Below are 22523 nucleotides of genomic sequence, written 5' to 3'. Positions count from 1 at the left end.
ATTATAATAATCCTGATAGTTCATAGAGTCTTCTGACTAACGCTAAAATTTGATCACCGTAGGTGGGATCGTCTGACCAGCGACCGCTTAATTGTTGTAGATAGGGGGCGATTCCTCTGGTGACAAATTCAAAGCGAGGATCGACAATATCTTGAACTAAAGGTTCATGACTGGCGTAGGCTTTTAAATGTTGAATATGGGCTCGGATTCCGATTTCGGCTGTGGGGAAAGACGCACTCTCTGAGGCACCTCCTAAACTTCCTAAACCGCCAAAATTATATTGTTCAGGTTTGAGAATTCCCCCAAATTGTAAGAAGTTGGTTTCTAAACACATTTGACAAAAGGCAATATCATGATTAACGCCTTCAATACTGGCTTCTTCTCGATAAAATTTAGCAATTTGAGGAACACTATTGATCAAATTAGAATCCTGGGTTTTGATAAACATAATCAGTTGCACTTCGGTGGTTAACCCATTACCCATAATCTGATCCATTTGACTATTATAAGGGCGAATATTAGAACGCAAAACAACACTGCGATTGGGATTATCCCAACTCACAGAAATGCCACAATTTCTTAAATCTATCGCGCGAATATAAACAATATTATTGTATCGAATTCTTCTGACTCTATTAGAAATTTGAGAGAGATTTAATCCTAATTTATCGACTAAATCAATGGGAATAAAGGCATTTCCATTCACTAAAATTCCATTTTCTCCATAGCGACGACCATTAATATTAATCCCAATAGAACCATAAACAGGTGTACCGGGAGGAACGGTTGGAATCGGATTTGTAGAGTCCTGATTTAACCAACTGATTAATCCATTGGTAATTCCAATGGCAATATCTCGTCGTCGGGTTTGAATTAAAGCCCGATCAGTGGGATTGGTTAGAAATCCTAATTCTAAGTAGAGGGAAGGAATCGCAATCCAACGAATAAAAATTAAGCTTCCTAATCCCGTTTCAGTGTCGGGTTTTGCGCCTCGATTGGGAAGTTGAGGAACTTGTTGCAAAAGGGATAATAAAAGGGATTCCGCTTGTTTTTTTCGTTGGGAATTTCCCGCAATATAAAAAGCGGTTACTCCCCGAATTGAAGGGTTAGATGATCCACCCATTTGCAGTTCTAAAGCTACATCTCCAAATTGAGAATGAGCATTAATCCAATCAATGGTTTGAGTTTGGCTGAGATCATCAGGAACCACAATCACTTGAAACCCCTTTGATCGCAATTCGCTAACGACTAAATCCCGAATGCGAATCATTTCTTGGGCTTCCGTTGTCCCGCCTGCAATTGTACCCGGATCTCTTACACCATTTTCAAATCCTCCATGACCTGCGGATAAAAAAATTCGTCCCATTGTTTAAGCTCTCGACTTTAAGTTTAATATTGAGGGCAATTGCGTGATTAAATTTTTACTTCCCTTTATGGTTTTACACTGCCAAGAGGCTTTTGTCACCCTTGCTGACCCTAAAATGGAAATTTTGGTCAACTTTTATGCTCACTTGTTGGGAATAGAGCCCGTTTCTCATATTCCCCATCGTTATGCAGAATTTCAGTTACCGAGTTTAAGATTGGGAATTTTTCAACCTAAACCGACCCATATTTCTGAATTTTCTTCGGGGGGGAAAACCGGAATGAGTTTATGCTTGGAAGTGCAGGATTTAGAAGCTGCGATCGCTCATTTAAAACGTCTTGGATATCCACCGCCTGGAGACATTATAACCGCTTCTCATGGTCGGGAAATTTATGCTTATGATCCGATGGGAAATCGTTTAATTTTATATGAAATTCCAGGCAGTATTTCATCCGACTAAATCAATTAAGGTGTAAGCACTCAGAATTAATAATACGATAGCTAAACCTTGGGTCAGTTGCAGATGAGGGGAAGGAGTCAAAGCTTCTCGAATTAACATTGATGTGGATGATCCCGCAACATAACTCAGAGACAAAACCAAATAAGGCCACTGTGCGGTCAAACTCCAAAGGAACAGTAAAAAGATGCCTAAGAGTAACATCAACACCTCAACAAACTGAGGGGGATTATATTGGGTTGAAAAGACAAAAGTTTGCCACCAAAAACGCCAACTTCTCATGATGGTTAATCGAGAACTGTAAATTGTTATTCATTGTAGCCAGATTTGGTGTTTTAGTAGCGATAAGGCGGTTTGGGTTTCGACTTGCTCAAACTCTTCATAAAACCGACTGACATTGAAAAACGGATGGGGAGTTTCTAACACAATCACGCGATCGCACCATTCCTGCATATAAGGCATTAATTCCAAAGGCGCGACGGGAACACAAATCCAAATTGCCAGGGGTTGATAAGCTTTTAAGGCTTTCACCGTGACGGCCATTGTCATTCCAGTGGCGATACCATCATCGACCACCAGCGCCAAAGCTCCTTGAGGTGTCACCGGGGGACAACTGGGAGATAACTGTTCCCAGGCTTGTTGTGCTTTCGTTTGAGCCTCCTGTAACATCCCCTGTTGCAGACTCAAATTCAGGGGTTTTCGTTTTGACCACAGAACTTGACCATCGGATGTAACTGCACCCAAAGCCAATTCTGGGTTATCGGGGAGGGTAATTTTTTTAGCAACAATCACACTCAACGGAGATTGTAAACGTTGAGCAACGGGAACCGCAACGGGTACACCCCCACGAGGTAAGGCATAAACAACAATTTTCTGCTCCTCCTGGGGGCTGTCAAAACTCATCTGTAACACAATCTCTTTTGCGAGTTCCTCACCAGCATGAGTTCGATCTCGAAATAGGGGTATGGATAACATCAACTGCTTGCCCTCGGCAATCGCATCACCTCTATAATGACGGTTACAGTCAAGAGTTGCAACATCAGAAATTCCGCCTGCCATTAAAATGGTGTTGGTTGTCGGTGAAAAATTAACCGTCAACCGTCAACCGTCAACACCCTTACTATGTCTGATCACGAACAATTGAGTTTATTCGATTTCAACAATTCTGAACCTTCCCCTCCGTCTGTGTCATCGAATTTTAATCGAGATTTAATTCCGACTGATGCTAAAATTGAAATTCCTGTAGGAACTTATCAAACTTTAGAAGAAATTTCTAACCATTGTAATCATTGTTATCGGTGTGAATTAGGACAAAATCGCACCCATGCGGTCATCGGTCGAGGTCATCTGCAAGCACCGATTATGATTGTGGGGGAAGCACCCGGTCAAAATGAAGATGAACAGGGTTTACCCTTTGTCGGACGTTCAGGACAACTGTTAGAAAAAATTTTAGAATCCGTTGGTTTAAGTACCGATCAAGAGGTTTATATTTCTAATGCAATTCGTTGTCGTCCTCCCAATAATCGTACCCCAACGCCTCAAGAAATGGAAGCTTGCAAACCTTATTTATTAGAACAAATTCGTTTAGTGAATCCTAAAATTATTTTATTAACGGGAGCAACGGCGGTAAAATCTATTTTAGGCGATAAACGGGGAATTACTAAAATTAGGGGGCAATGGATGGAATGGGAGGGGCGATTATGTATGCCGATTTTTCACCCCGCTTATTTATTAAGAAATCCTTCCCGTGAAACCGGATCACCGAAATGGTTAATGTGGCAAGATATTCAAGCAGTTCGTGATAAATTGAATGAGTTAATGTCGAATTAAACCTATGATGGAACTAATTTTGTAAAAAGATTATGGGTCTTTCTATTCTGAGTTTAGTTCAATTAAGTTGTCGTTCTTTATTAGGCAATCCCCTCCGTTCTTTCTTATCAGGAATTGGGGTATTTATGGGGGTGGCTGCGGTGAATGCAACTTTGCAAGTGGGTAATATTAGCCGTGGGGTGATTGAACAACAACTAGCTGAACAAGATGCGCCACAAATTGCCATCTATGGAGATTGGAACCCCATTACTAAAGATTCTGCACAACTCAGTTTAGAAGACCTGATAATTTTACGAAAACAGTTAAAAGGGTTAAAATCAATTAGTGGCATGAATTACAGATACTCTGTAGAGCTTTTTTTTCAAAATCAGCAAGCTACTCCGATTGCTATAGCCACAACCCTTGATTTTTTAAACACATTAGGGCGCAAATTAGTGGCTGGTCGTTCTTTCACTAGCCGTGACTTTAACAACTATCAAAATGTTGTTATTATTGATCAATTTTTATCTGATAAAATCTTTAAAAACAATCAACCGTTAGGACAAACTATTTATATTAATTTTAGACCTTATGTTGTCGTTGGAATTGTTGTATCTAAACCGATATGGGAGGAAGAGCCAAGAGGTGTTATTTATCTCCCAATGGCAATTTATAGTGCTATTACAGGACAAAAAGAAATCAACACTTTGCAATTACGTCCCTACGAAATTGAAAATTTAGAGACTTTAGAAAAACAAGCTAAAAAAATATTAGAACAACGCTTTATCGGGTATAAATTTGGAGCTTGGAATACGGCTGAGAGAATTTTAGAACAGAAAAAAACCTTAGATTCTGTTTCTAAAGCCTTATTAGTGGTCGGTGCGATCGCTTTAATGGTTGGAGGGGTTGGTATTGCTAATATTACCATTGCTTCAGTCATTGAACGAACGCCAGAAATCGGACTTAGGCGTGCGGTAGGCGCAACCCAATTAGATATTATGTTGCAATTTATTTTAGAAGCCGCTATTTTAAGTTTAATGGGAGGAATAATTGCCATTGTCACGGTTCATGCTGTAACAGTTGTTATCGCAGAACAATTTAAGTTACCCTATCAATTTGAACGCCAAACCGCTATATTTTCCCTAAGTTCAGCTATATTAGTGGGAGTGGGAGCCGGATTTTTCCCCGCATTACGCGCCAGTCAACTTGACCCAGTAAAAGCATTAAGAGGAGAGTAAAGAACAATTAAAATAAAAATACAGAATTATGGGTCTTTCTATTTTGAGTTTAATCGGATTAAGTTGTCGTTCCTTAATGGGAAATCCCGTCCGTTCTTTCTTATCAGGAATTGGGGTATTTATGGGAGTTGCTGCGGTAAATGCAACCTTGCAAGTTGGTAATATTAGTCGTGGGGTTATTGAGCAACAATTAGCTGAACGAGACGCGCCACAAATTCGTATATTTCCAGATTGGAATCCTCTTACAAAAGAGTCTGCACAACTGACTTTAGAAGATCTAAAAATATTAAAACAACAGTTAAAATCTTTACGCTCTATTAGTGGCATAAATGGGATGAGAGATCAACAGGTTATTTTTCAAAATCAGCAAGCTAATCCTTCTGCTATAGCTACAACAATCGATTTTTTAAACACATCAGGACGTAAGTTAGTGGCTGGACGTGATTTTACTTCTAATGATTTTGAAACCTATAAACCTGTCATTATTATTGATCAATTTTTGGCTGATAAACTCTTTGAAAAAATCAATCCTTTAGGAAAAAGTATTTATCTTAATTTTAGACCTTATACTGTGATTGGGATTGTTGCTACTCAACAAAGCCAGGAGCAAGAACCAACGGGCTCTTTGTATATTCCGATGGCAATTTATAGTGCAATTACAGGCAGAAAAAATATTAGAATGATGTGGTTACGTCCCTATGAAATTGAAGATTTAGAGACTTTAGAGGAACAAGCTAAAAAAATATTAGAACAACGGTTTCTAGGGTATAAGTTTAGAACGTGGAATACAATTGAGGATATTTTAGAACAGCAAAAAACCTTAGATTCTGTTTCTAAAGCTTTATTAGTGGTCGGTGCGATCGCTTTAATGGTTGGAGGGGTTGGTATTGCTAATATTACTATTGCATCGGTGATCGAAAGAACTCCAGAAATTGGATTACGACGGGCGATCGGAGCGACGCAATTAGATATTATGTTGCAATTTATTTTAGAAGCCGCTATTTTAAGTTTAATCGGGGGAATAATTGCCATTGTCACAGTTCATGGGGCGACGGTTGTTATCGCAGAACAATTTAAGTTACCCTATGAATTTGAACGTAAAACCGCTATATTTTCCCTAAGTTCAGCTATATTAGTGGGAGTGGGAGCCGGATTTTTCCCCGCATTACGCGCCAGTCAACTTGACCCAGTGAAAGCTTTAAGAGGAGAATAGGGCAGAATATAAATTGTTAACAAAACGAGGGTTTGAGGGTTATGAAGGAACCGAAAAATTTAGAGTTAGAATCATCACTCAACCCTGAACCTGGGGAAGAATCTGAACCCTTAAATTTGTTACCTTTGGGGATGATTCTAACTTTAATATCAGGTTTAGGGGGAATTGTAGTAATGGCACTTCCTTCTAAACCTATAAATCCTGAATCTTCTGCTCTTTCCTCAAAGCTAGAATGGTTTTCTCCCCCAATTTCCACTTCCCAATCTCTACCCCCTCTTAATCCAATTTCTAAACCAATTTCGGAGGAGCTTCCACCCGATATGATGGGAAATTTAATCCCTGCACCTCACGTTAAATCTAAGCCTTCTCTTCCATTATTAGAAGAACTTAGCCTTGAGGAATATTCCTCCATCCCTCCTAATTTATTAGATGAGAATATTAATATTTTAAATCCGAGTCCTCAAGCTTTAACTGAAGACAATAATGTTTCTGAAGTTGAGACGACTATTGAAAGTATTGAGAATAGTATGACCCCTTTAAATTTAACGGCTAGTCGTCCTCAATATCAAATGTTGACCCAACAGCCTTCTAATCTTCAACCCACTTCGCCCCTTCCGGTTGTTTCTGAACAAGATGGAGTTGAATTAACCTTGCAGGATGTGATTATTTTAGCCTTAGAAAATAACCGCACGATTAAAAATCAATATTTAGAACGAATTGTAGAACGTCAAGATTTAGCCGTCGCTGAAGATAAATTTAATCCTGATTTTACACCCAGTTTAGCGATTGGATGGGATAATATTACTCAGGGAAATCTAACAACGATGACTCGGGGTTTAATATTATCAGCAAAAGTCTTTGTTAGAATTCCCACAGGAGGAGCACTTAATTTGGAGTGGACTGGACAAAGACAACAGAGAAATTATCAAGGTTCAGGGTTTTCTGATCAAGATGTTTTAAGACAAAATTTAGCAGTCGTTTTTAACCAACCTTTATTAAGAGGTGCAGGTGAAACGGTTAATCGAGCTTCCGTTGAAATTGCCCGAATTCAAGAAACAATTAATTTACTCAATTTAAAATCAATTTTAATTGATAAAATTACCGAAACCATTTTAGCTTATCGCAATTTACTGCAAGCGCAAGAACAACTTAAAATTGAGCAACAATCTTTAATTATTGCACAACAGCAAGTCGAAAATACCCAAGTTTTTATTGAGGCTGGACGCAGACCGAGAGCCGACTTAATTACTGTACAAACTCGCGTTGCTAATCAAGAAATTTCTTTATTAAATGCCCAGAATAATTTAAACCAGCAACGACTGAATTTATTAGAATTATTAGATATTGATGAGGATGTTAATATTATAGCGTCTGAAAATTTAGAAATTCAACCCCAAACCTTGGAGCCTAGTGAAGTTAAACAGTTAGGCTTTGAGAACCAGCCCAATTATTTACAAGCCAGATTAAATTTAGAAATATTTAAAACCCAATTAGTTGTTGCTGAAAATAACCGTCGATGGAATATCGATTTTAAAACGGAGGTAAGACATGAACCTGCACCGGATATTATTGACAATCAAACGGATTTAAGAGCCGGATTAGTTTTTAGTAAAACCTTGGGTGATCGAACCTTAGAACGTGATTTTCAACGCAGTCGGATCGATGTTTTGCAAGCCCAAAATAACTTAACGGAAGCATCTCAAAAAATTGAGATTGATGTGAGTCAGAGGTTACAAGATATTGAAGCTACTTGGAAAAAAGTTGAGTTATCTAAACGTGCAACCCAGTTAGCTGAAGAACAACTTCGCAACGAGAAAGATAAAGTTGAGTTAGGGGTAGAAGGATCTTCCCTGGTTGATTTAGTTCGATTTCAATCGGATTTAACTCAAGCTCAAAATGATGAATTAAATGCTAAAATAGACTATCTAAACGCCTTAACCAATTTATACCAAAGTTTGGGTATAACCTTAGATAAATTAGAGATTACTCTGGAAAATAAACCTTTGCAAAATAATGAATGATTCCACTTTAATTCAGTTAACGGTAGATGCAGAAAATTTACCTCCCGATCAACAAAATCGACGGTTAGATTTGTGGTTATCTCAACAAATTTCTGACCTATCTCGTTCTCGGATTCAAACCTTAATTAGTCAGGGATGGGTGAAAGTTAATGAACAAGTTTGTACCACTAAAAAACTCTCTGTACAAACGGGCGATCGCTTAGAAATTACTCTTCCCCCACCCCAACCTTTAGAACTGGAAGCTGTAGATATTCCCCTGGATATTTTATATGAAGATGATTGTCTATTAATTGTGAATAAACCTGCGGGGTTAGTGGTTCATCCCGCACCGGGACATCAGAATGATACCTTAGTTAATGCGTTATTAGCTCATTGTGATCAATTAGCAGGAATTGGCGGGGTACAACGTCCTGGAATTGTACATCGTTTAGATAAGGATACCACCGGGGCGATGGTGGTGGCCAAAACGGATTTTGCTTTGCAAAGTTTACAAGCTCAAATTAAAGAAAAAACCGCCCGTCGTCAATATTTAGGGGTGGTTTATGGCGTTCCTAAAACCGAATCAGGAACCATTAATCAACCTATCGGTCGTCATCCAATTGATCGCAAAAAAATGGCAATTGTTCCCCTCGAAAAAGGAGGGCGAGAAGCCATTACCCATTGGCAAATTCAAGAGCGCATCGGGAACTATACGTTAATGTTATTTACCTTAGAAACGGGACGTACCCATCAAATTCGGGTGCATAGTGCGTTTATGGGAAATCCCATTGTCGGTGATCCTGAATATAGTCGAGGAAAAGCAATCAAGGTGAATTTACCTGGACAAGCTCTTCATGCTTGGAAATTAACCTTAAATCATCCGATTTCGGGAGAAAAAATTGAAGCGATCGCCCCTATCCCTCATCGGTTAACAACACTTTTAGAGGTCTTACGCCGTCGTTAGAATCGGAAAAGATCATGATAATTTATAAGGGGAGTGTGACGGTAAATATTGTTCCTTTTCCGACTTCACTTTCAACTTTAATTTGACCTTGGTGTAAATCAACAGCTTGTTTCACAATGGATAATCCTAACCCCGTCCCCTTAATGTTACCCACGTTAGAAGCCCGTTCAAATTGTTGAAAGAGTTTAGCTTGATAATCTATCGGTAAACCAATGCCTTCATCTGCGATTTCAAACCAAATAAATTGACCATCTTGATGAATTTTTAAGCTGATTGTACCCCCATTAGGGGAATATTTAATCGCATTCGATAACAAATTTATTAAAATATGGCGCAGTAAAGGTTTATCTAAATTTCCGTGTATTACTTCTTGAGAACTCATGAATAAAACTCGATGTCCAGCCTGAGCAAGCGGTTTTATTTCCTCGATAATAGATTGACAAAACGCCACAACTTGAGTCGGTTCTGGGTTAAAGATTAGTTTTCCAGATTCAGCCCGACTTAAAATTAACAACTCTTCTAAAAGATTGTTCATATTGCTGACGGACGTTTGAATCCGATCTAAATGTTTTTGCTTTTTGTCTTCCGTCCATTTATCACTATAATCCTTTAACATTCCAGCAGACATTTGAATGGCGGTTAAGGGAGTTTTTAAATCGTGGGAAGCAATGGATAAAAACCGAGATTTTTCATCGGTAACAGCTTGGGCATCTTTTAAAGATTGCTGCATTTTTAATGTAGATTGATGTTTTTTTAAGGCGATTTTAATAGCTGCATGAACTTCTCGCTCTTTAAACGGTTTTAGAATATATCCATAGGATTCTGTTTCTTCGGCTCGTTCTAAGGTTTCATCATCGGCATAAGCGGTTACATAAATAACAGGAATATCAAATTTTTCCTGAATGAGTTTTGCCGTTTCAATTCCATCTAAATCTCCCTTGATGACAATATCCATTAAAATTACATCTGGTTGAGTTTCTTCAACTTTTTGTAATGCTGATTCACTCGAAGACGCAATCCCAACGACAGCATACTCTAATTTTTCTAATTTTTTGGCTAATCCCTTGGCAATTAGCAACTCATCTTCCACGATTAAAATTTTAATGTCTCCCATTTTTTCCCCCAGTTTATAACAGGAATTTTGGCAATTGATTTAATTTTCTGAATTTTATACACTTATGACTTTTAATAACCATATTAACATCTTCTCCCCCTCTCTCCCCCTCTCCCCCTCTCCCCTTCCCCCTGTTCCCTGTTCCCTATAATAGAGTTGGCTAATTTCCACAGATGCGCTACAATCCCAGAACCAAAGGTAGACTATGCTAAAACGATGTGATCGTTATAGTATGGGCGATAGTATTATGGTGGGGAGTTAGCAATCACACAATGAATCTAACGCAGGAAATCGTTCTCCAGAACGGCAAATATCGGATTGATGCTGTTCTGGGTCAAGGGGAGTTTGGTGTGACCTACCAAGCGACGCACCCTCTCACTCATCAAACGGTTGTGATTAAAACTCTGCATCCTAAATTCATCACCTCCGTTGATTTTCCCCAAATCAAACAACAATTTGTAACAGTTGCCAAACGTTTAAGCCAGTGTCACCATCCTAATATTGCCCGTGTGCTGGACATCTTTGAAGAAAAGGGTTTACCGTATTTGGTAATGAATTATATTCAGGGCCAAACCCTAGAAGAAACCTTACGCGCGCATTCTCCGTTATCGGTTCATCAGGCGCTGCAATATATCCGCCAGATTTCTTCGGCCATGAGAACCCTACATCAACACGGTTTACTTCACTGTAACCTGCAACCGAGGAATATCCTGCGCCATCAAGGGACAGACATCCTCACGTTAGTTGATTTTGGGTTAACCAGTGGCTTTATGGAACCGAGTGTCAAGTTTCCCATCCGTAACCGGGTTTTATCCGTTGGTTATGCGTCCCTAGAACACTATCTCCCCCATCAACACCTGACCCCCGCAACGGATATCTATAGTTTGGCCGCGACGTTCTATTGTTTGTTAACGGGTGAACCTCCCTTAGAAGCTCCATTGCGTGTGAATGAAGCCACACAACAGTTACTCAGTGCGTCTAAACCGACTTTAAGACAAATTCAACCTACCTTGAGTCCGGTTGTAGAACGATTAATTTACTGGGGATTAGAAATTGAACCCTCCCGACGTCCTCAAAGTGTTGACCAATGGATTGCTTTTTTACCCATTGAAGATATTGCGACAACGATTCAATCTCCTAATACTGTGATTCAACCTCAAAATTCTAGTGTTGTTGAACTTGTTCCTCCCAAACCCGTAGCGGTAAAAGCAGTTGTTGAAATCCCCGTTTCTGTTCAGCAAAAACCTTTAACTTCCGTTACGACATTACCGAGTATTCCCCTCAATTCCCCACCCCCACAAATTCAACCTGTTCCTGTTGCGATTCCGACTTGGGAACCGGAAGAAACGATACCTTACCTGGGTTTTTTACTGCCGATTTTATTCTTAATTACATCCTTATTTTTTGGTTGGGTTGGATTTGATCTTACCCGTCGTTATGGCTACATTATTAGTCAGAAAACCAATATTCAATTGAATCATCCCTTTAATAATTTAGATTCCACAGAACCGATGTTTGAAAATCCTTCTGTTGAAACTCAAAATCCCAAGGAAGTCGCGGCGGAACGTTCCACAGAACAACCTTTAGAAGAGGGAGATTACTCAATAGTAGAACCTTCCGATGCAGAAGCAAAAACCGAAGAAACTTCACCCGTTGAGCAATCTAGTGATACTAGCATTGCTACTGAAATAGAAGGGAAAAGCTCATCAACCTCAGAATCTCAATTAGAAGAATATTTACTTTCTCCGCCCGAAGAAAACAATTCTTCTGAAGTAGGATTAGAACCGAATGTTACCGACTCCTCGGCTTCGGCTCCTGTCACAAACTATTCGGGTGATAATGATTCAACAATTTTACCTTCTACACCCCCAGAATCCAATTATGATGATGATGGGAATGGGACTCTACCAACGGAGACGACACCGGGGGGCGGGGGAGGTTTATTACCAGAAGAACCTGTTCCTAATTCTTATCCTGAACCCACGGTTCCCGTAGAACCCGAATACCCCGTTTCTTCTGAAGAAACAACCCCGATGACTTCAACGCCTAACTATGGAATAGAATCGAATATTCCTACTTCCCCTTTAACTTCTCCCATTAGCAACTAGCTAATTTTAAATAAGTTTTGAAAATGCCGTTTTCTCTTAATTTAATTAGGAGGAAACGTGTATTTTTCTAATTCTGTTGTTGTTTTTAATGTCCCTTTATCATCAAAAATTTGCCATTTTATCGGGCCGATAAAATTACCATACCACACCACTTTTTTAAACGGTGTTCCGGCTTTTGTTCCCTCAATTTCGAGTTTAAAGGTTGAAAATTTTCCGGCGGGAACTTCAATATCTTCTGTTCCAACAACTTCATAATTTTCTTTCACCTCTGTGGTCATCACCGCAATTTCTTGACCTTCCCAAGTCCAAGTCTCCCCAGGAGAAGGAGGATTTTTAAGAATCGTTTTTGCAGGTTCTAACCGATATTCTGTGTTATTTCCTCCAAAGGTATACAGTTGTCGATATTCTTTGACTAATCCACTGGGTTTAGCATACCAAATATAAAACGGTGCAAACCCTAAATTATTTTCGGTTTTATAAAGCGTTGTTCCATCGGTTTGAGCTTCTAACCCTTCAACTTTAACGGTTAGTTTAGATTGCTTCCCATCAGCCGTTTTTGCTTGATATTCCCAGATTCCCCCCACAGGTAAAGGAAAATAGTCTGGGGGAGGGGGTGGTGTTTCCGCAAAGGTTTTGAACCCTATCATCACCAAAACAATCGTTAGAAATAATCCCAAAAAGCGTTTGCGGTTGAACATAATTTTTCTCTCAACACTCTGTTACTTTATTAAACCCTATTCAGAGATTAACGTCGAGACTCACGCAGAAACCGGGTTTCTGGGATGAGCTATAATACAGTTAATCTTGTTCAATTCTCTCCTATGGAAGAAATCTTAACTCTTAAAGAACTTCTACTCAAAGGCGATATTTCAGGTTCTCTTGCTGTTGTGGAAGAATTAGAAGAAATGGGTCGTAAAGATATGATAAATAACAATTGAAAAGTATTTTTCGCTAAAATAAATACATATTATAGATAAACTCATCCTGATTAAAATCTCAGATGGGTTTGAGGGAATTCCTTCCTGATTTTATTCTCCCTGAAGTGGCAATCCTAAGAATCATCCATAGTGATTACCACTTGAAGGGAAAACCTGGATACTCTTTAGGCTAAAAGGTTTTAACTTCTTTCAAATACTCCCAACTGACAATCCTAGGGTTTATTCAGCAATCCCTAATTACATAAAAACTGCACCCATATTATTAGGGTAAATTGTATTATTCCCGTTACCACTAAACATCATGGGAGACAAGGCTTTGCTATAGAGGATGTCATTATCTTGAAGACTACTGAGCATAACTATCATCAATTAACGTAATCCCATCGGTGCTCTGGCTCGGTAAAACTATATAGCCTGCACCGGGTAACAGGGTTACGGTACTGACTTCATCCCCTTCGACTACAGTATCAGGTATTCCTGTCAGGATGAGTTTGGCTTCGGTGGCACCTGGGGCAATGGTGAGGCCAGCAGGTCTCTTGGTGACCGGATCCATTTGAGTGGTTAGATTTTCACTCTTAGTGTTGGTGACATCTCCCCCGGCATTATCGCTGTCGAGGGCACTGATATTCAGATTCAGTCCGGTGCTGGGTGCAGGCTGACTGAGTTTGATGGTGAAAGTCCCTACCCCACCATTTTCAGCGATCGCATTTGGACTAGCCGTGACACTCACCATGAGTTTCTCAGTCAGTGTAATCGCATCGGTGCTATAGCCAGGTGCAACGGTATAACCTTCACCGGGTAACAGGGTGAGGGTGCTGACTTCATCGCCTTCGACTACAGTATCAGGTATGCCTGTCAGGATGAGTCTGGCTTCGGTGGCACCTGGGGTAATGGTGAGGCCAGCAGGTTTCTTGGTGACCGGATCCATTTGAATGCTTAGATTTGTACTCTTAGTATTGGTGACATCTCCCCCGGCATTATCGCTGTCGAGGGCACTGATATTCAGATTCAGCCCGGTGCTGGGTGCAGGCTGACTGAGTTTGATGATGAAAGCCCCTATCCCACCATTTTCAGAGATGATAGTTCGATTGACTTTGACGCTGACTATGGGATTAGTCGAGGTATCGGCGTTAAGTCCCAAGGAATCGCTCATTAATTTTTGATCTCTAATAATATTGGTTACAAATTGACAGTACAGCATAACTTTATAAATTTATCTTGTTGTAATATGAATATTTTTCATTATGGATATGTACCCCCTACATTGATCACAAAAATGGGCTCTCCTGTACTTATGGTTAAGAGCATCCTAATACTCAAACTTTACAAAATAATTGGGAAAAGTATCGGGTTAAGATTCAATCTATCAGTGAATTATAAAGCCGAGTTATCTGGATGAATTTTAATCCGTAAATGAACAATATTAAGATGTAGATCAATTCAGTCAGTTGTTAAGACTTTGATTAGTTTCCAGATTATTAGACGATAGCACTGCCAATATTAATTATATCAATCTATAATGAGGCTGAGAGATGAACAGAATTCCACCCCAAATTTTGTATTGTTTTCGACATCCAGCGATCCGAACCATTCTATTAATATTGTGTTTTGGGGGAATGTTGCGATCGCTTCCTTATCTTGCGCCGATTCATGCAGAAGATATTCTACAAAAAGATGTGGCGTTTGAATTTAGCGATCGCAATCATTTACCATTAGGAACAGTCTTAAGTTCTAATCAAAATCATACTGCAATTGTTCCTTTAAGTCAAGTTTCACCTGATTTTATTAACGGGATTATTGCTGCTGAAGATAAACGCTATTATCAACATGGGGCGATTGATTCTATTGCGCTTGTTCGGTCTATTTTAGAAGCATTTCAAGCTAAACAAATTGTTAGCGGTGCGTCTACCATTACCATGCAATTAGCGAGATTATTAGAACCCGCACCCCGAACATTACCGAATAAATTTGGGGAAATTTGGTTATCATGGCGACTGACCGCCGGAATGAATAAACAGCAAATCTTAGAAGCTTATATTAATCGTTTACCAATGGGGGGAAATTTGTATGGCGTTGAAGCTGCTGCAAAAATCTATTTTAACACCTCAGCATCAGAATTAAATTTAGCCCAAGCGAGTCTATTAGCAGCCCTTCCCAATGACCCTACAGACTTAAATCCATACCATAATTTATCCGCATTAAAAAAACGTCAAAATTATGTTTTAAAGCGCATGATTGAAGATGGATATATTACTCCTATTCAAGCGGAACGTGCCTATCAAGAAACATTAACATTCCAACCCCAACAACAAGGAATTATTGCCGCACCCCATTTTCTATTTTGGCTAACTGAAAAGTTAACCCATTCATCCTCTTCTGAGCCTTTGACACAGCGCGTATTAGCTAATTATATCAAAACCACAATAGATCGCCCGTTACAACAATTTGTTGAAGCGCAAGTTGAACAAATTATTACCAGTTTAAAAGACCATAATGTTCATCATTCCGCCGCTTTAGTGCTTGATAATCACACCGGAGAAGTATTAGCTTATGTCGGTTCTCCCGATTATTTTAATAGCGATCAATTAGGGCGAAATGATGGGGTTCAAGCTCTGCGACAACCCGGATCAACGTTGAAACCCTTTTTATATGAATTAGCATTAGCAGAAGGGATAATTCAACCCCATACAATTTTAGCAGATGTTCCCACTTATTATGCAATTCCTGGGGCAAAACTTTACAGCCCAAAGGATTATAGTGAAACTTTTTTAGGCCCCGTGCGGGTGCGAGTTGCCTTGGCAAATTCTTTAAATGTTCCGGCGGTAAAAGTATTAGAAAAAGTCACTGTTCCGGTATTTTTAGGACGATTAGAAACGCTAGGATTTCGACATTTAACCCATACTCCTGATTATTATGGTTTAGGATTAACATTAGGAAGTGGAGAAGTGAGTTTATGGGAATTAGCTCAGGCTTATTTAATTATGGCAAATCAGGGTAAAGTTATTAATCCTAATGTGATCTTCAGTCAAAGACAACTTCTTGACCCTAATTCACCCCCTATTGATACGGCTGTATCCTGGCAATTAATCACCAATATGTTAAGTGATCCTCATGCGAGAGCTTATTCTTTTGGGATTGATTCTGTGTTAAATTTACCCTTCCCCGTTGCAGTTAAAACCGGAACTTCTTCTAATTATCGAGATACTTGGACAGTGGGTTTTACAACAGATTATACCGTTGCAACTTGGGTAGGAAATTTTGGCGGTGAAGGAATGCAAAATGTGTCTGGGGTAATGGGTGCAGCACCTTTATGGAATCGAATTATATTGCATTTGCATGAAACAAAAGAACCGGGTAATTTTCCCAAACCTTTAGGGTTTGTTCAGTTACCGATTTGTGCAACAACAGGGTTACGTCCGACTCCCGATTGTTCGGGAGGAATTGTATTAGAATATTTTGATCTAAAAAAAGTTTCTGAATATTATCAAAAATCACCTCAAATTAAATTAAATTCTGAATATAATGAATGGTTATCTCGACAATCTCATCCTCAACTAACACAACATCAATTAACGATAATTTCTCCTCAAACTGATGATTATTTTGTGATGAATTCGGGAGATGCTTCTAAATTAGAGTTTAAAATTACTAACCCTTCTCAACAGCCTGTGGAATGGTGGTTAAATGGGAAACAATTAAATGTTCAGTCTGCTAATTCTGTTTTTTGGCAATTACAACCCGGACAATGGACGCTAACCGTTAAACAGGGAAATCAACAGGATACTGTTCAATTTCAAGTGCAAATAGCGGATAAAAAACCCTATCGTCGAGGTTTTTCAGTGGTTAATACTAATAAATAGGCTTATATAATTAATAACTCTAACCTGAAACCCGGTTTCTCAGATGATTAAATTGTAGTTTAGAATACAAATTTTCAACCTTTACAAAGTTTTTATAATTTTCGAGCAACTCTTTTCAAATCCTTTACCTAATTATTGATTGAGATTTGTAAAGTAGAAACTAGGAAACCGAAAACAACATGGCGAAATTGTCCCCTAACAAGTGGAGATGCTCATGCGTAACATAATCTCTCATCTGCTTAACCCTCTGCGTCAATGGTTAGATAATCTGGAAATTCACAACCCTGATGTAGCACTATTTTTATATCGGGTAATTCCAGCACAATGTCCCTTTGCACGGGATATTAAACTTTTTGGATATACCCTTTTACATATTCCTCCCCTGTGCAAACTCAACCCTTTTTATGAACAATTAATGGGTTTACGGTTTCGCGCAATGTGTTATTTAGTCGATGAATGTGGTATGACAATTTAACCGTCAAAATTGATTATTTTTTAAGAGCAGGTCGCACTAAAATGACAGTACAGTGACAATTTTTAGCGATCGCTTCTGGAATATTTCCCTGAATCACTTGTCTTAACATTCCTTCTCGACTAGCTCCTAATAGAATCACATCACATTGATCTTTATTGGCTAAATCAATAACGGCTTCTGATACGGAATTAGAGCAAACACTGTTAAAAATAACCTCCGTATTTAAACGATCACTTAAATATTCTGAAGCCTGCTTAAAATCTTTGATTTCCTGTTCAGAAATCCCCGTTTTCACCACTCGACAAAGACGAACTTGAGGAGATAAACTTAACTTAATTAATGCAGGTAAAAGCTGCACAGAAACGGAATGTTCTAAAGTATCTCTCACGGGAACTAACCAACGATGTAGACCCAAAATAGGACAAGCAGCAATATCTGAATTACCATCCATTTGATTCTCATGAGAAATCAGATTTTGCGCCCATTTAACTAACATAATTTGGCAGGGAATTTGACGAATAACTGTATCCATCACATTGCCAAAAATCCTGTCTGGCGCTGACTTCTCCCCATGCCAACCCATTAATAATAAATCAATATGTTCCTTTTGAGTGGTTTCTAAAATCGCTTGGGCGACATCATGGGCAACTCGAATTTGAGTGTGAACAGAAATCTGTAAATGTTGCCCTAAACGTTCAGCTTGTTGTAATAAACGCCGACTTTTTGTTAACCGAACTGGAGTTTCTGAAGGAGATTGACTATAGGGAATTGTAATCACCGTTAAACATTCTAATTCATAATTGCGTTCTTGAGCGATCGCTATAGCAATTTTTAATAAGGTTGGGGCCGTTTGAGGGTTATATAATGACACTAATAAACGACCATTTCCGGTTTGTGGCCCCCTCGTTTGATAGGCAATATAAGACGGTTCATAATGTCGTCCCACTTGGGTTGTTTCCCCACTAATTTGACCTAATTCGGCGCGAATAATATCACTGCGAGTAATAATTCCCACTAAATGATGATGTTCTACAACGGGTAAACGACTAAGTTTATAATGACCCAATAAATACAAAACATGAGTTAAATTATCATCAGGGCCAACGGTAATAGGTTGGGTTGTCATTAACTGATCAATGGGGGTATGATCAGGGAATTGGCGACTACTAATTTGAGTTAAATCAGTTTGGGTAATAATTCCCACTAATTTGCCATTTTCAACCACAGGAAATCCGCGATGATGGGAGGTTGCAAAGGCTTCAATCACTTGTTTTAAGGTTAAATGACCCGACAGGGTTTCGACATTGCGTTGCATGACATCAGAAGCCCGTAATTTCTCTAATACTCCATCAATAGGTTTGTCGGGTTTAAGTTCAATTCCACTCAATTTTAATAACTGATCATAGAGAGATTCAGGATCAAGTTTTTCAGAAATTAAATAAGCTACAATGGAAGAAATCATTAACGGTAAAACTAACCCAAAATCCGTTGTAATTTCAAACACAATTACAACCGCCGTCATCGGTGTTCGCGCCACTGCACAGAAAAACGCCCCCATTCCTGCAAAAGCAAAAATTGTGGGTTGGTCAATGCCTAACATGAATTCTGATTCCCAACTTCCCACTAAATGTCCTAACGCCGAACCTAATACTAAAGAGGGAGCAAATAATCCTCCTGGTGCGCCGGAACTGGCTGCAATTGCTGTTAATATAAAATGAGCCGTAAACGCTAAAGCACTGGTTTGCCAGGGCAATTCTCCACTTAAAATTAATTCTCGAATTCCGGTATTATTTCTAAAGGAAAGAGGCAATAAAGATACCACTAAACCTGATAATAAACCTGCAACCGCCATGCGTTGAGGTAATCCCCATCGTAACACCCGGCGATTAAATTTTGAACCCGCAATAATACTGCGACTAAAGAGGGTTCCTAAAACTCCCGCTAGAATTCCTAATACAATAAATAACGGAATTTCTCTGGCATAAACTAATCGATCCTGTACCGTTTCTAATATAATTGTTTTTGTTAGGCTATCACTAAATTCTTGACCTCCTAATAAACGGGAAACTACCGCCCCAATAAAAGAGGCAATAATCGCAGGGCCAAGGGTAATTCCTGACACATCATGCAGCAGTTCTTCGACTACAAATAACACCCCCGCGATGGGTGCATTAAATCCGGCGGCTAACCCAGCAGCGGCACCACAAGCAATTAATTGGCGGCGATAATTGGGAGAAGTCGGAACCCAACGACTAATCCAAGCGGCTAAGGCGGCACCGATTTGTACCGTCGGCCCTTGACGTCCTAAAATTAATCCAGAACCCATCGTAAACATCGTACCGATGAGTTTAGCAAATGCGACTCGAAAGTCAAGGGAAATCGGTTCTCCAGCTAACGCAGCTTTAACTTGTGGAATTCCACTTCCGGCGGTTTCTGGCGCTAATCTTTCGACTAACAAACCTGTTAATAAACCACCAATTAATCCCACACCCGGAAGAAAAATCCAAGCGGGAACCGCAGCATTTAAGGATTCGGAAATTCGCCAAGACCCTAACCATCCTGCACCTTCTTTTAATAAAAATGCGGCTAAACCCGACACCAAGCCAATTAAACAGGCTTCAATAATGGCATAACGTTTAGGGGTCGTGGGTGATAAAATTTTAGAGGACAGAATTGAAATTTCTCTGGGGATAGAGATGCGCCACATAGGGACAATAGAATTTTTGGCTATTGTTTAGGATAGCAGCTTGTCAGTGTGTGAAGAACATGATTTTCTCTCGTTTCTAGGTTCTACCTAGAAATCCTATAAGGTGGCTCTGCCACCTCATTTCTAAGAGGCAGAGCCTCTAGCAGATGTTCCCTGGTAGAACCAGGGGAACTAGGAAAAAAATACCTCGGTCGTTTGCGAAATTCTGGGAGCAGGCTGTGTAGTAAACTGATATAAAGTAGTAAGCTGATATAAAATTGATTCAAATTCTATGATAAACCACCATTCGCAATTTTCCCTCGAACATTTTGTAACCCTCAAATCCAAGTATCAAGCAACTGACTATGAAAATTCATCCCTCTCTAGTCTTTTGTATTTGATCTTGCGAAAAGCCGATTTAGGAATGGATATCAATGACATAGAATGGAATTGGTTACTCGACAACCAACTATTAGAAACGATTACAACCATTAAAAAAGAACAAGAGGATAAAGCACAAGCTATCTGTCAATTAGATGGAGAATTTGATCAGTTAAGGGTAAAGTATAATGTCACCCATAGAGCGAAGAATTATACTCCTGTTTGTTCTATTCTTTGGAAGCTAGATTCAGAACATGAAATCACAGATTCAGAAATTGATTTTCTGATAAAAAGTTCTCTTAAATATGTTGCTGATCAAGCTTTACAAATCAAAGAATTTAAACAGCTAAGAATTAAGTATAAAGTAGATCAATTTGATGGTTATTTACCTGACGATTCCCCGTTGTATTCAATTTTAAAAAAATTAGAATCCGAAGCAGACTTAAATGAGAAAGATGTTGAATTTATCCAACAACAAAAATTGTTAGAAATTTCAGCAATTGTTGATCAAAAACAAGCAATAAAACAAGCTGAATTTGCACAACTTAAAGAAAAGTATAAATCGACAGCATACTTAGATTTATCCGTTTTTAGCCCCCTGTATCCAATTCTAAAATCTCTTGACGCTAACCAAAAATTAACCGCTTTAGATAAAAAATTTTTAGAAGATAATCAACTCAATGAAACTCTTAGTATTGTTTTAGAAAATGAAAAAAAAGAAGAGTTTAATGAACTAAAAATTAAGTATAAAGCAACCAGTTCTCAGGATAGTTTACCCTCTAGTCACTTGTATAAAGTTCTGAAAAAAGTTGATGCAAATATTAAGCTAATTGACCAGGATATCAACTTTCTTAAAAAGCGTAAACTCATGGATACAATTGCGATCGCGATTGAACAATATGCTGATTATTTAAAGTCTACTCTCAAAACAGGTGAGGAATTAAGTCAGGCTGATATTGATTGGCTTCAACAGAATGGACGTGAAAATATTATTCTTATTGCTATTGAAAAATATGCTAATTATTTAAAGTCTACTGTCAAAAAAGGCGAGGAATTAAGTCAGGATGATATTGATTGGCTTCAACAGAATGGACGCGAAGATATTATTGTTTTTGCTAAAGAAGAACACTTTGCAACTCTCAAGTCTAAGTATGATGTTTCAGGCTATACAGATCGAGGAGTTTCTACAGGCTTATACCCGATTTTGCAAAAACTAGAAAAAGGAAATCGACTTGAGGAAATTGAGGTGGCTTGGCTGATAGAAAATAAGCTTTTCTATAATTCATATTATAGTGATTATACTTTTTATAGTAGCTATAATATCCATAATAGAAATTATAGTAATAAAATTTTTATTGCTTACCATACAATTGAAGCAACTTTCTATGAACAAGAGTACCAAAAGACAGGAAATCAATGGAAATTGCCTAATGCTAGTAGCCATTGGCGTAAAGCGAATGAACCACAACGAGCATTAAAATTAACAGAAAATATAAATTTTAATGCAATTAAAGAAAACAAACTAAAATCAGCTTTATTAACAACAAGAGGCGGTGCTTTTCGTGATATTTCCAAACTAGAAAAGGCTGAAACTTGTGCGAGAAAAGCAATTGATTATCAACCCAATAGTCATCATCCTTACACTTTAATGGGTGCAATTTGTTTTGAGCGAGGGGAATTTTTGGTGGGTGAACATTGGTTTGAAGAAGCCATTAAGCGAGGGGCTTCACCGAAAGATCAGGATGCGGAAATGAAGCAAATCGTTAAAAATGCTAAGGATGAAAATAAACGACAAAAAGTTGTGGAATATCTACTGAAAAAAGATCCTAATCGTTATGCTTGGGCTAAATCTTATTTGAAAAAAACTAAAAAACCAGGTAAGTAATTATATCTCTATCGTTTCTAGGTTTCTCTTAT

The 22523-nt window shown here is 38.7% G+C and carries 17 protein-coding genes; 10 read left to right on the top strand and 7 right to left on the bottom strand.

Features of this window, described 5'->3' with window-relative positions; translation table 11 throughout:
* Position 1 precedes the first annotated feature (1 nt).
* Positions 2-1366 carry an N-acetylmuramoyl-L-alanine amidase gene (locus tag H6G57_RS17945; protein ID WP_190520949.1) on the bottom strand — a complete coding sequence of 455 codons (1365 nt, stop codon included), beginning with the start codon at positions 1364-1366 and terminating at the stop codon, positions 2-4.
* A 67-nt stretch (positions 1367-1433) separates the two neighbouring features.
* On the opposite strand from H6G57_RS17945, the gene H6G57_RS17940 reads away from it, so the two are divergent.
* Positions 1434-1823 (top strand): VOC family protein, encoded by a 390-nt coding sequence (locus H6G57_RS17940; protein ID WP_190521003.1) that lies wholly within the window; start codon positions 1434-1436, stop codon positions 1821-1823.
* On the opposite strand, the gene H6G57_RS17935 is transcribed toward H6G57_RS17940, so the two are convergent.
* Positions 1812-2102, bottom strand: coding sequence for a hypothetical protein (locus tag H6G57_RS17935; RefSeq protein WP_190520947.1), 291 nt, complete (start codon positions 2100-2102; stop codon positions 1812-1814). The genes H6G57_RS17940 and H6G57_RS17935 overlap by 12 nt on opposite strands.
* 30 nt (positions 2103-2132) lie before the next feature.
* A complete protein-coding gene (locus H6G57_RS17930; protein ID WP_375539535.1) occupies positions 2133-2918 on the bottom strand; it encodes a phosphoribosyltransferase in 786 nt (261 codons plus the stop codon).
* A 24-nt stretch (positions 2919-2942) separates the two neighbouring features.
* Between H6G57_RS17930 and H6G57_RS17925 the strand changes: the two genes are divergently transcribed.
* The 5 genes from H6G57_RS17925 to H6G57_RS17905 are packed head-to-tail and all read left to right on the top strand — an operon-like array spanning position 2943 to position 9044.
* Positions 2943-3650 carry a uracil-DNA glycosylase family protein gene (locus H6G57_RS17925; RefSeq protein ID WP_190520946.1) on the top strand — a complete coding sequence of 236 codons (708 nt, stop codon included), beginning with the start codon at positions 2943-2945 and terminating at the stop codon, positions 3648-3650.
* A gap of 32 nt (positions 3651-3682) precedes the next feature.
* The gene (locus H6G57_RS17920) at positions 3683-4867 is read left to right on the top strand and encodes an ABC transporter permease (RefSeq protein ID WP_190520944.1); all 1185 of its coding nucleotides are present in this window, start codon (positions 3683-3685) and stop codon (positions 4865-4867) included.
* Positions 4868-4895: 28 nt separating this feature from the next.
* Positions 4896-6080, top strand: coding sequence for an ABC transporter permease (locus tag H6G57_RS17915; RefSeq protein WP_190520942.1), 1185 nt, complete (start codon positions 4896-4898; stop codon positions 6078-6080).
* A 41-nt stretch (positions 6081-6121) separates the two neighbouring features.
* Positions 6122-8101: a TolC family protein gene (locus tag H6G57_RS17910; protein WP_190520940.1), complete on the top strand. Its 1980-nt coding sequence runs from the start codon at positions 6122-6124 to the stop codon at positions 8099-8101.
* Complete coding sequence (locus H6G57_RS17905; RefSeq protein WP_190520937.1) at positions 8094-9044, top strand: RluA family pseudouridine synthase; 951 nt, start codon at positions 8094-8096, stop codon at positions 9042-9044. The genes H6G57_RS17910 and H6G57_RS17905 overlap by 8 nt, the downstream gene beginning before the upstream one ends.
* A gap of 22 nt (positions 9045-9066) precedes the next feature.
* On the opposite strand, the gene H6G57_RS17900 is transcribed toward H6G57_RS17905, so the two are convergent.
* Complete coding sequence (locus H6G57_RS17900; RefSeq protein ID WP_190520935.1) at positions 9067-10158, bottom strand: ATP-binding protein; 1092 nt, start codon at positions 10156-10158, stop codon at positions 9067-9069.
* Between the two features lie 272 nt (positions 10159-10430).
* Between H6G57_RS17900 and H6G57_RS17895 the strand changes: the two genes are divergently transcribed.
* Complete coding sequence (locus tag H6G57_RS17895; protein WP_190520933.1) at positions 10431-12266, top strand: serine/threonine-protein kinase; 1836 nt, start codon at positions 10431-10433, stop codon at positions 12264-12266.
* A 41-nt stretch (positions 12267-12307) separates the two neighbouring features.
* Here H6G57_RS17895 and H6G57_RS17890 read toward each other — a convergent pair whose 3' ends face one another.
* The gene (locus tag H6G57_RS17890; protein ID WP_190520931.1) at positions 12308-12964 is read right to left on the bottom strand and encodes a hypothetical protein; all 657 of its coding nucleotides are present in this window, start codon (positions 12962-12964) and stop codon (positions 12308-12310) included.
* A gap of 586 nt (positions 12965-13550) precedes the next feature.
* Complete coding sequence (locus H6G57_RS17885) at positions 13551-14132, bottom strand: hypothetical protein (RefSeq protein ID WP_190520929.1); 582 nt, start codon at positions 14130-14132, stop codon at positions 13551-13553.
* 604 nt (positions 14133-14736) lie between these two features.
* Between H6G57_RS17885 and pbpC the strand changes: the two genes are divergently transcribed.
* Both pbpC and H6G57_RS17875 read left to right on the top strand, forming a co-directional pair.
* Positions 14737-17064: a penicillin-binding protein 1C gene (gene pbpC / locus H6G57_RS17880; protein ID WP_190520927.1), complete on the top strand. Its 2328-nt coding sequence runs from the start codon at positions 14737-14739 to the stop codon at positions 17062-17064.
* A 214-nt stretch (positions 17065-17278) separates the two neighbouring features.
* Entirely contained in the window at positions 17279-17539 is a 261-nt protein-coding gene (locus H6G57_RS17875; protein WP_193871533.1) for a Mo-dependent nitrogenase C-terminal domain-containing protein, read from the top strand.
* A 13-nt stretch (positions 17540-17552) separates the two neighbouring features.
* On the opposite strand, the gene H6G57_RS17870 is transcribed toward H6G57_RS17875, so the two are convergent.
* Positions 17553-20246, bottom strand: coding sequence for a chloride channel protein (locus tag H6G57_RS17870; protein WP_190520923.1), 2694 nt, complete (start codon positions 20244-20246; stop codon positions 17553-17555).
* Positions 20247-20628: 382 nt separating this feature from the next.
* On the opposite strand from H6G57_RS17870, the gene H6G57_RS17865 reads away from it, so the two are divergent.
* The gene (locus tag H6G57_RS17865) at positions 20629-22491 is read left to right on the top strand and encodes a hypothetical protein (protein WP_190520921.1); all 1863 of its coding nucleotides are present in this window, start codon (positions 20629-20631) and stop codon (positions 22489-22491) included.
* The last annotated feature ends 32 nt before the right edge of the window (positions 22492-22523 follow it).

Origin of the sequence: Planktothrix sp. FACHB-1365 (genome assembly GCF_014697575.1) — a bacterium.
Classification (GTDB): Bacteria; Cyanobacteriota; Cyanobacteriia; order Cyanobacteriales; family Microcoleaceae; genus Planktothrix.
The sequence above is the reverse complement of the archived record's forward strand: the minus strand, read 5'-3'. Positions and strand labels throughout refer to the sequence as shown.

Excerpts from the sequence above, each read along its gene's own strand:
- H6G57_RS17945 (WP_190520949.1), bottom strand. The coding sequence starts at position 1,366 with ATGGGACGAATTTTTTTATCCGCAGGTCATGGAGGATTTGAAAATGGT.
- H6G57_RS17940 (WP_190521003.1), top strand. The coding sequence starts at position 1,434 with ATGGTTTTACACTGCCAAGAGGCTTTTGTCACCCTTGCTGACCCTAAA.
- H6G57_RS17935 (WP_190520947.1), bottom strand. The coding sequence starts at position 2,102 with ATGAGAAGTTGGCGTTTTTGGTGGCAAACTTTTGTCTTTTCAACCCAA.
- H6G57_RS17925 (WP_190520946.1), top strand. The coding sequence starts at position 2,943 with ATGTCTGATCACGAACAATTGAGTTTATTCGATTTCAACAATTCTGAA.
- H6G57_RS17920 (WP_190520944.1), top strand. The coding sequence starts at position 3,683 with ATGGGTCTTTCTATTCTGAGTTTAGTTCAATTAAGTTGTCGTTCTTTA.
- H6G57_RS17915 (WP_190520942.1), top strand. The coding sequence starts at position 4,896 with ATGGGTCTTTCTATTTTGAGTTTAATCGGATTAAGTTGTCGTTCCTTA.
- H6G57_RS17910 (WP_190520940.1), top strand. The coding sequence starts at position 6,122 with ATGAAGGAACCGAAAAATTTAGAGTTAGAATCATCACTCAACCCTGAA.
- H6G57_RS17905 (WP_190520937.1), top strand. The coding sequence starts at position 8,094 with ATGAATGATTCCACTTTAATTCAGTTAACGGTAGATGCAGAAAATTTA.
- H6G57_RS17900 (WP_190520935.1), bottom strand. The coding sequence starts at position 10,158 with ATGGGAGACATTAAAATTTTAATCGTGGAAGATGAGTTGCTAATTGCC.
- H6G57_RS17895 (WP_190520933.1), top strand. The coding sequence starts at position 10,431 with ATGAATCTAACGCAGGAAATCGTTCTCCAGAACGGCAAATATCGGATT.
- H6G57_RS17890 (WP_190520931.1), bottom strand. The coding sequence starts at position 12,964 with ATGTTCAACCGCAAACGCTTTTTGGGATTATTTCTAACGATTGTTTTG.
- H6G57_RS17885 (WP_190520929.1), bottom strand. The coding sequence starts at position 14,132 with ATGGATCCGGTCACCAAGAAACCTGCTGGCCTCACCATTACCCCAGGT.
- pbpC (WP_190520927.1), top strand. The coding sequence starts at position 14,737 with ATGAACAGAATTCCACCCCAAATTTTGTATTGTTTTCGACATCCAGCG.
- H6G57_RS17875 (WP_193871533.1), top strand. The coding sequence starts at position 17,279 with ATGCGTAACATAATCTCTCATCTGCTTAACCCTCTGCGTCAATGGTTA.
- H6G57_RS17870 (WP_190520923.1), bottom strand. The coding sequence starts at position 20,246 with ATGTGGCGCATCTCTATCCCCAGAGAAATTTCAATTCTGTCCTCTAAA.